Raw genomic sequence first — 7,007 nt, forward strand, 5'->3', positions numbered from 1 at the left:
CAAGCCGCCATGGAAACGCTCGCGATCGTGGCATATACCCAGCCTACGACGCGCGCCCAGGTGGCGAGCGTGCGCGGTGTGAACTCCGACAGCTCCATCAACTCCCTGGTGGAAAAGGGCCTCGTGCGCGAGGCGGGGACTGCGGACACGCCCGGCAACCCTACGCTTTACGCCACGACGCGCGCGTTTTTGGAGAAGTTCGGCCTGCGCTCCACCGCCGACCTGCCCGACCTTTCCGAGTTCGCCCCCGACGATTCCACGCGCACGCTCATCCGAGAGCGCCTTTCCGCAGCTCACGAGGCAAGCGGCACCGCTCTCGAACGCGATGAGGGCGATGTGCTCGACCGTATCGTCTACGACGACGAGGAAGGCGACATGAGCGGGGCTGTCGCGGGCGAGGCGCTCGTGGGGCATACGGCGCCCGAGTCGCTGTTCTCACAGGATGCGGGTTGCCGCGCGGCTGCGTCGCGCGACGAGGCAGGGGAAGACGGCGAGGAAGAGGGCTTTTCCGGTATGGACGACGGTTCGGCGCAGGAGATGCTTCGCCAGGCCATGGCCCAGGGCTTCGGCGTGGTCGACAAGATCGACTTCAATGAGCTCACGTTCGAAACGGAAGACGAGTAGCTATGATGCGCCTGCAGAAGTTTCTTGCGCGTGCGGGCGTCGCGTCGCGCCGCCATGCCGAAGAAATCATCGTCGCCGGTCGCGTCACGGTCAACGGGCAGCCTGCTGAGCTGGGGTGCTCGGTCGATCCTGGCAGCGACGAGATTCGTGTCGACGGCGGAGCGCCGGTGCGCCTTGCTGAGGGCGACGTCACGATCATGCTTCATAAGCCCGCAGGCTACGTCACCACAATGGACGACCCTCAGGGCCGTGCCACGGTTGCCGACCTCGTCCCCGTCGATCGGTTCCCGGGGCTGTTCCCCGTGGGGCGCCTCGACCGCGACACGACGGGCCTTCTTCTCTTCACGATCGACGGCGAGCTGGGAAACGCGCTTCTGCACCCGCGCCGCCATGTGGAGAAACGCTACCTTGCCCTGGTCGAAGGGACGCCCGATGCCAAGGCGCTTGAGCGGTTGCGCCGTGGTGTTGCCCTCTCTGACGGCATGACGCTTCCCGCTCGTGCCGAGCTTTTGCGGGGCAGCGATGCGCAAAAGGCCGCGCGCGCGATTGGGACGGGCAAGGGTGCGGGCGGCATCAACGCCTCGCACACCGGCAAGCGCAGCCGGGCGGTTCGCGAGAAGACGGGGAGCTATGTGCTCGTCGGCTTGCGCGAGGGACGCAAGCGCGAGGTTCGCCGCATGCTCGAGGCGGTGGGTTATCCGGTCATCGCACTGCATCGCTCTTCCTTCGGTCCGCTTGAGCTGGGAGATTTGCCCCGCGGCTCATGGCGCGAGCTCACGGATGTGGAAGTCGGCGAACTGAAGGCCGCGATCTGCTCGTAACTGCTAAACTAAACGACTGCTGCCCGGGCGATGAGGACTTGGGCACGAGGAAAAGGTTTGTGCATGTCTGAAGATACAACAAATAAGGTCCCGCACGGGTTCGACCACATCGCCGTGGTCGGGCTGGGGCTTATCGGCGCGTCGCTTGCGGCTGCCATCGCAAAATGCGACCCCGACATCGAGGTGTTCGGGGTCGACGTCGATTCGCGAACTTGCGGCGAGGCAATCTCGCGCGGGTGGGTGGCGAACGCCTGCGCCCCTGAAAGCGAGGCGTTCTCCGATTTCGTGAAAGAGCGTGCCGACCTCGTCGTCTTGGCGACGCCGGTTGCGGCGGTCGACGATTACCTGAGCCTTCTGCGCGATTGGGATTATCGCGGCGTCGTCACCGACACGCTTTCCACGAAGGCTCACATCCTTGCGGCGACGAAAGAGATTCTGCCGTACCGCCGCAACTACGTGCCTGGCCATCCCATGGCGGGTTCGGAGAAAAACGGCATCGACGGTGCCCGCCCCGATCTTTTCGAGGGTGCTAACTGGATTCTGTGCCCCGATGCGGACACGCCGCCTGAGCATTTCCAGCGCCTGCATGAGCTCATCACGAGCCTGAACGCGCGCGTGGTTGCCATAGCACCTGATGAGCATGATGATTCCATTGCCGTCGTAAGCCATGTTCCCCACGTTGTTGCCGCCTCGCTCATGCAGTTGGCAAGCCGACATGCCGACGATCAGCAGTCGCTCATGCGCCTTGCGGCGGGCGGCTTCAAGGATTCCACGCGCATTGCGGCGGGCTCTTCGAAGCTGTGGTGCGGCATCGCGTTCGACAACGCCTGCGCGCTCACGAGCGGTTTGCGCGAGATGCAGGGCATCATCGGCGATTTCGCAGACGCCATCGACGCGCACGACCGCGAGGCGACGACGCGGCTTCTCGAGGAGGCGGCACAGGCCCGCCGCGCGCTGCCTGCCGCTTGGGTTCCCTCGACCGACAAGCTCCTCGAGGTTCGCATTCCCATGTCCGATCGAAAGGGCGTGGTCGCGGAGGTCACCACAATCGCGAGCTCCGCTGGCTGCAATATCCAATCGATCGAAATCGATCACATCACCGAGGATCGCGCCGTGCTCTCGCTCGTTTTGACCGACGAGGGCGATGTTGGAAAGCTGTCTGCCCAGCTCATCGGCGCAGGCTTCTCGGTGTCGTTCAATCCGCTCTCCCCGAAGGAGCATATCCATGTCGACTAACGAACAACCGGCGTCCTCCGTGTGCGGTGACGCTGCAGCACACGCCGAGCCCGCAGATGTAACAACCAGGCAGACAACCCTCATCGAGCCGCTCGCCCGTCCGCTGTCCGGTGCGGTTCGCGTTCCTGGCGACAAGTCGATTTCGCATCGCTCGGTGCTCTTCTCCGCGATGGCCGAAGGCACTTCGCATGTGTCCGGCGTGCTCGACTCCGCCGATGTGCGCTCCTCCATCGGCGCCGTGCGCGCTCTGGGCGCCGAGGCCAACCTCGAAAAGCAGCCCGACGGAAGCCTTGCGGGCGACATCCGCGGCTGGGGCGGCTTAGGCCCTTCGCAGCCGGAGGGCGTCATCGACTGCGGCAACTCCGGCACGACGGTTCGCCTGCTCATGGGCGTGCTCGCGCCATGGGACATCACCGTCGAGCTCACGGGCGACGATTCTCTTCGCCGCCGTCCGATGCGCCGGATCGCGGCCCCGCTCGAGCTGATGGGCGCTCGGTTCGCCCCGGAAGGCGCGACGACGCTCCCGCTCTCCATTACGGGAACGCGCGATCTCGCTGCGATTTCCTACGACTCGCCGGTTGCTTCCGCCCAGCTGAAGACGGCGATTCTGCTCGCCGGCATCTTCGCATCGGGCATGACGAGCGTTCGTGAGCCGGCGCCCTCGCGCAATCACACCGAGCTCATGCTCCCCGGCTTCGGCGTCGACGTCGAAGCGGCGCCAGGGGAGGCTTCCGTCGTTGGTGGGCAGAGCCTTCACGCCTGCGACGTCGACGTGCCGGGCGACCCCTCGTCTGCGGCGTTCATGGCGTGCGCGGCGGCTCTTCGTCCCGATAGCGCGATCGATATCGAGAACGTGAGCTTGAACGAGGCGCGTATCGGCTTCGTGCGGGTGCTCGAGCGCATGGGCGCCGACATCACCCTGAAGCCGACGGGCAGCGCGGGGGAGGAACCTTGCGGCACCATCTCGGTTTCCTACGTCGAGCATCTGCGCTCGTGTGAGGTTGCGGGGCGCGAGATCGCCTCGCTCGTCGATGAGATTCCCGTGCTTGCCCTTGTGGCTGCCCACGCGGAAGGCACGACGGTCTTTCACGAGGTGGGAGAGCTGCGCGTGAAGGAGACCGACCGTCTCGCGGCCATCTTGGAGGGACTTTCCAAGCTTGGCGTGCGCGCGTGGGCCGAAGGCGATGACCTGCATATCGAGGGCAAGCCGGGTCTCGTCGCGCCCGAGGGGCTCGTGTTCGATTCCCTGGGCGACCATCGTCTTGCGATGACCTGGTCGCTTGTTGGCTTCACGGGAGCCCATCCCGTGTCTATCCGTGATTTTGAGGCAGTTCGCGTAAGCTATCCGAGCTTTCGCGCCGATATTGAAAGGCTGGCGAAATGATCGTCGCAATCGATGGCCCCTCGGGGGCAGGCAAGTCAACCGTCGCTAAGGCAGCGGCAAAGCGGCTCGGGTTCTCGTGCCTTGACACGGGGGCGATGTACCGCGCCATCGCGTGGAAGGCGCTCGCCGACGGCGTTTCCTTCGACGACGCCGATGCGCTCGGCGCGATCGCGCGCGACAACGAAATCGAGTTCGGGCACGTCGAGGGCGACCCCGTTCCCCGTCGCGTCTTCATTTCGGGCACGGAGGTGACCGATGCCATCCGCACGTCCGAAATCGACCGCGCCGTGGGGCCTGTTGCCGCCGTTCCCGCAGTTCGCGAGGCACTTGTTGCCCAACAGCAACGCATCGGTCGCGCGGGCGACTACGTGGTCGAGGGCCGCGACATCGGCACGGTCGTTTTCCCCGAGGCACCCGTGAAGGTGTTCCTCACGGCAAGCGCGGAGGAGCGTGCAACTCGCCGCGTCAAGCAGAACGAGGAGCGTCACGTGGGTTCGACGAACTACGAGGAGGTTCTCGCCGACATCAAGAAGCGCGACGAGATCGATTCCTCGCGCGCCGCGTCGCCCCTCAAGCCGGCGGAAGACGCCGTGCATCTCGATTCCACCGGCAAAACCATCGAGGAAATCATCTCCTTCATCTGCTCGCGTGCCGAGCAGGCTCAGGGGTAATCGCAAAATGGCGTCCGGCCTTTCGGGGCGGGGCGCCCAACTTGCAGGGTTCGCGCGCATATTCAAGAGAAAGGGCTGCGCATGAGCGTCTTTCTGCCATACGAGAAGATGTGGGACATGCCGCTCGGGGGCACGTCGACCGAAAAGCAGATTCCCCATTGGTTTGGGAACATCGTTTGGGCGGTCGTCGCCTTCGTGTTCAAAATCTGCTTCCGCTATCGCGTCGATGGGCGCGAGAACCTGCGGGCATTCAGTAAGAAATCGGGCGTGCTTCTCGTGGCGAACCACACGTCGTTTCTCGACGTGGCCTGCATGTATATCGCATGCCGTCCCAGCCAGTGGGTACGTCTGCTCGGTCGCGAGACGCTCTTCGACAATGCCCGCGGTCTCGCGGGCCAGATTCTCTCGCGCGTCGGCGCATTCCCCATCAAACGAGATGCTGCCGACCGCGTGGCCATCAAGCGCGCGACGCGCAACCTGAAGAACAACGAGCTCGTCGGCATCCTCCCCGAGGGGACGCGCCGCGGCAAGGGAACCAAGAAACCCGAGATCCACTCCGGCGCCGCGTTCATCGCGAAGATGGGGCATGCGCCTATCCTCCCTATGACCGTTCGCAACGCCGAGTACGTGAAGCAGAAGGGCAAGTTCTTCCGCTTCCCCAAGATCACGATGGAATTCGGTTTGCCCCTGCTCGTCAGCGATTTCGATTTCCTCCCCAAGGAAGACCGCCTGGAGGGATGCACGTGGTACGCGATGCGCGAGTGCTTTGCCCTCTCCCAGCGCGTGCCGCGCGATGAGGTCGACATGGTGGCGCTGTTCCCCGACGGGCGCGACTTCACGGAGGTGTTCGCGAATCATGTGATTCCCGAGCATACCCCCGAGGAGATCATCGCGGCGAAGGAGTCGAAATGAAGGTGACGCGGGCGAAATGCGCGGGAGCATGCTACGGGGTCCAGCGCGCGCTCAACATGGCGCTTGATACCGTGTCGAAAGGATCGCGCGCCGTCACGCTTGGCCCGCTGATTCACAACCCTCAGGTCGTGGCGCAGCTTGCCGAGCGGGGCATCCGCGCTGTCGAAAGCCCCGAGCAAGCCGTCGAAGGCAGCGTTATTATTCGCAGCCATGGTGTTACGCCGCAGGTCAGACGCGAGATAGAGGCACGCGGGCTTCCCGTGGTCGACGCCACGTGCCCCCATGTCGCCCGTGCGCAGAAGGCGGCGGCGAAGCTTGCTCGCGAATGCGGGCGCGTCGTCGTCGTGGGCGAGGCGGGCCATCCCGAGGTCGAGGGGCTCGTCGCCTACGCGCGAGAGGCTGGCGGGGAAGTGCTCGTCGCCGGGAGGGCGGCGGACGTGCCGGCAAGCCTTTTGGGCAAGGTGGGGGTGGTGGTGCAGACCACCCAGACGCGCGAGGCGTTCGAAGAGGTGCTTGCAGCACTTCGAGATCGTGGCGTCGAGTGCGTGGTGAAGGATACGGTGTGTCTCGCGACGCGCGAGCGGCAGGAATCCGCGGCGGCGCTTGCTCGGGAAGTCGATGCGATGATCGTCATCGGTGGGCGCAACTCATCGAACACGACCCGTCTTGCCGAGATCTGCTCGTCGGTGTGCGGGAACACGCATCACATTGAGCTCGCTTCTGAGCTCGATCCTGCCTGGTTCGACCAGTGCACCGAGGTGGGCATCACAGCTGGTGCGAGCACGCCGGAAGATCAGATCGCCGCCGTCGAGGGGCGCATCGCCAGCTTGGGGTAGAGCGGACCCTTCTATTCTTTGAAAGCGTGCGGGCTCGTTGAAGGCGCCGCCTCCTGCGCGGCGCTTCTGTCCCACGAGATAGAAGCGCCGGAGGGTAGCCGCGCATATATAAGCAGCGTGCCGAAGTGAAATCTCCTCTGCGGGGCGAATGCTGGAGGCGACCGCCCTATCTATCTATCTATCTAAGAGGCCGGGCGCACGAGAGTCGCCCGGCCTCTTTGCATAGCATGGGGCGTTGCCGTAGGGCGGAGGGAATCTCCTTGCGGCGGGGAGCCCCCCTGCGGCGAAGCGCCCCTAAATGCAGGGTTGCTTTCTCGCCTCCCGCCCCCCTTCCTGGGCTTATGGAGGAAATGTGTATGCGGCTGGAAGGGTGATAGAAGCGCGTCGTCCCAGGTCATATGGGGAAAACAGGCCCCTGAGGCGCCCCCTCCCGGGAAAAAGGCGAGAAAGCCCCTTGACCGCGGGAGGGGGTGCGCGTAATATATCTCCTTGCGCCGCGGACGGAAGGAAGCGGCGGGGCGGG

At 64.8% G+C, this 7,007-nt stretch carries 7 protein-coding genes; all 7 read left to right on the forward strand.

From position 1 onward, the window contains the following. Positions 1 to 624 (forward strand): SMC-Scp complex subunit ScpB (scpB, locus tag Q0G18_RS08515; protein ID WP_297151989.1); only part of this gene is annotated, 624 nt, incomplete at its 5' end. 2 nt (positions 625 to 626) lie between these two features. Next, the gene (locus Q0G18_RS08520; RefSeq protein WP_297151992.1) at positions 627 to 1,445 is read left to right on the forward strand and encodes a pseudouridine synthase; all 819 of its coding nucleotides are present in this window, start codon (positions 627 to 629) and stop codon (positions 1,443 to 1,445) included. Between the two features lie 63 nt (positions 1,446 to 1,508). Next, positions 1,509 to 2,681, forward strand: a complete 1,173-nt coding sequence (locus Q0G18_RS08525) for a prephenate dehydrogenase/arogenate dehydrogenase family protein (protein WP_297151995.1) — start codon at positions 1,509 to 1,511, stop codon at positions 2,679 to 2,681. Then, complete coding sequence (aroA, locus tag Q0G18_RS08530; protein ID WP_297151998.1) at positions 2,671 to 4,065, forward strand: 3-phosphoshikimate 1-carboxyvinyltransferase; 1,395 nt, start codon at positions 2,671 to 2,673, stop codon at positions 4,063 to 4,065. The genes Q0G18_RS08525 and aroA overlap by 11 nt, the downstream gene beginning before the upstream one ends. After that, entirely contained in the window at positions 4,062 to 4,736 is a 675-nt protein-coding gene (gene cmk, locus Q0G18_RS08535; protein WP_297152001.1) for a (d)CMP kinase, read from the forward strand. The genes aroA and cmk overlap by 4 nt, the downstream gene beginning before the upstream one ends. A gap of 81 nt (positions 4,737 to 4,817) precedes the next feature. Next, a complete protein-coding gene (locus Q0G18_RS08540; protein ID WP_297152004.1) occupies positions 4,818 to 5,648 on the forward strand; it encodes a lysophospholipid acyltransferase family protein in 831 nt (276 codons plus the stop codon). Then, the gene (gene ispH, locus Q0G18_RS08545; protein WP_297152007.1) at positions 5,645 to 6,484 is read left to right on the forward strand and encodes a 4-hydroxy-3-methylbut-2-enyl diphosphate reductase; all 840 of its coding nucleotides are present in this window, start codon (positions 5,645 to 5,647) and stop codon (positions 6,482 to 6,484) included. The genes Q0G18_RS08540 and ispH overlap by 4 nt, the downstream gene beginning before the upstream one ends. The last annotated feature ends 523 nt before the right edge of the window (positions 6,485 to 7,007 follow it).

It is taken from the genome of uncultured Ellagibacter sp., assembly GCF_934636505.1.
Classification (GTDB): domain Bacteria; phylum Actinomycetota; class Coriobacteriia; order Coriobacteriales; family Eggerthellaceae; genus Ellagibacter.